The organism is Rossellomorea sp. YZS02, assembly GCF_033963925.1.
Taxonomy (GTDB): Bacteria; Bacillota; Bacilli; order Bacillales; family Bacillaceae_B; genus Rossellomorea.
Genome location: NZ_JAXBLY010000048.1, coordinates 1 through 1,443, shown reverse-complemented (window position 1 = coordinate 1,443; position 1,443 = coordinate 1). Strand labels below are relative to the sequence as shown.

At 49.7% G+C, this 1,443-nt stretch carries 12 tRNA genes; all 12 read right to left on the bottom strand.

Annotated features, from left to right (window positions below):
- Nucleotides 1-71: 71 nt before the first annotated feature.
- The 12 genes from SLH55_RS23085 to SLH55_RS23030 all read right to left on the bottom strand — a co-directional run bounded on the left by SLH55_RS23085 (nt 72) and on the right by SLH55_RS23030 (nt 1,317).
- Nucleotides 72-148, bottom strand: a tRNA-Ile gene (locus tag SLH55_RS23085).
- A 14-nt stretch (nt 149-162) separates the two neighbouring features.
- Nucleotides 163-236: transfer RNA gene (locus SLH55_RS23080), tRNA-Gly, on the bottom strand.
- A gap of 20 nt (nt 237-256) precedes the next feature.
- Nucleotides 257-332 (bottom strand) — tRNA-His (locus SLH55_RS23075).
- Nucleotides 333-355: 23 nt separating this feature from the next.
- Nucleotides 356-431: transfer RNA gene (locus SLH55_RS23070), tRNA-Phe, on the bottom strand.
- Nucleotides 432-447: 16 nt separating this feature from the next.
- Nucleotides 448-524, bottom strand: a tRNA-Asp gene (locus tag SLH55_RS23065).
- A 117-nt stretch (nt 525-641) separates the two neighbouring features.
- Nucleotides 642-715: transfer RNA gene (locus SLH55_RS23060), tRNA-Met, on the bottom strand.
- 25 nt (nt 716-740) lie between these two features.
- Nucleotides 741-833 (bottom strand) — tRNA-Ser (locus SLH55_RS23055).
- Nucleotides 834-850: 17 nt separating this feature from the next.
- Nucleotides 851-927, bottom strand: a tRNA-Ile gene (locus tag SLH55_RS23050).
- 4 nt (nt 928-931) lie between these two features.
- Nucleotides 932-1,008 (bottom strand) — tRNA-Met (locus SLH55_RS23045).
- A 67-nt stretch (nt 1,009-1,075) separates the two neighbouring features.
- Nucleotides 1,076-1,151 (bottom strand) — tRNA-Ala (locus SLH55_RS23040).
- Between the two features lie 7 nt (nt 1,152-1,158).
- A tRNA-Pro gene (locus tag SLH55_RS23035) sits at nt 1,159-1,235 on the bottom strand.
- Nucleotides 1,236-1,240: 5 nt separating this feature from the next.
- Nucleotides 1,241-1,317: transfer RNA gene (locus SLH55_RS23030), tRNA-Arg, on the bottom strand.
- Between the last annotated feature and the right edge of the window lie 126 nt (nt 1,318-1,443).

The following is a 1,443-nucleotide window of genomic DNA, read 5'->3' as shown; positions in this document are numbered from 1 at the left end:
AAGATTCGAACTTGCGACCGATCGGTTAACAGCCGATAGCTCTACCACTGAGCTACTGCGGAATAATAGAATGGTGGGCCTAAGTGGACTCGAACCACCGACCTCACGCTTATCAGGCGTGCGCTCTAACCAGCTGAGCTATAGGCCCATATAAGAAATAATTGGAGCGGGTGAAGGGAATCGAACCCTCATCATCAGCTTGGAAGGCTGAGGTTTTACCACTAAACTACACCCGCAAATTCTATTTAAGTAAATATGGGGCGACTGATGGGAATCGAACCCACGAATGCCTGAACCACAATCAGGTGCGTTAACCACTTCGCCACAATCGCCATGACGTGTTTAAATAGAAAAATGGTGGCTCAGGACGGAATCGAACCGCCGACACATGGATTTTCAGTCCATTGCTCTACCAACTGAGCTACTGAGCCACTATGTAAAAGAAAATGGCGGTCCGGACGGGACTCGAACCCGCGACCTCCTGCGTGACAGGCAGGCATTCTAACCAACTGAACTACCGGACCAAAGCTTTTTGCGCTAGCAAAATAGGTTTCCTTACCTCGCGTTAGCGAAAATAACTATCCATACGTGACTCATCGCGAATTATCAACTGCCTAATTCATAAATAAATCAAAATGGTATTGCGGGGACAGGATTTGAACCTGCGACCTTCGGGTTATGAGCCCGACGAGCTACCGAACTGCTCCACCCCGCGACGATATAAATTATGAAGGTAAATATGGAGGAGGAAGGGGGATTCGAACCCCCGCGGGCTGTTACACCCCTGTCGGTTTTCAAGACCGATCCCTTCAGCCGGACTTGGGTATTCCTCCGTAATGAAAATGGTACTTGGTGGACCTTGTAGGACTCGAACCTACGACCGGACGGTTATGAGCCGTCTGCTCTAACCAACTGAGCTAAAGGTCCCTATTGGTAGCGGCGGAGGGGATCGAACCCCCGACCTCACGGGTATGAACCGTACGCTCTAGCCAGCTGAGCTACACCGCCACGAATCTACTGAATATTTGGCTTAATGATTAAACCAATGAAGTTTATTTTACTTTCGTAAAAAACTTGGTGGAGCCTAGCGGGATCGAACCGCTGACCTCCTGCGTGCAAAGCAGGCGCTCTCCCAGCTGAGCTAAGGCCCCAAAGAAGTGGTCGGGAAGACAGGATTCGAACCTGCGACCCCTTGGTCCCAAACCAAGTGCTCTACCAAGCTGAGCTACTTCCCGATATATGGCGCGCCCGAGAGGAGTCGAACCCCTAACCTTTTGATCCGTAGTCAAACGCTCTATCCAATTGAGCTACGGGCGCAAAATGCATTATAGTTTTTTGATGAGTAAAGTAAGGAAAGATATTTTGCTGAAGCAAAAATCTTTGGTGCCGAGGACCGGAATCGAACCGGTACGGTAGTCACCTACCGCAGGATTTTAAGTCCTG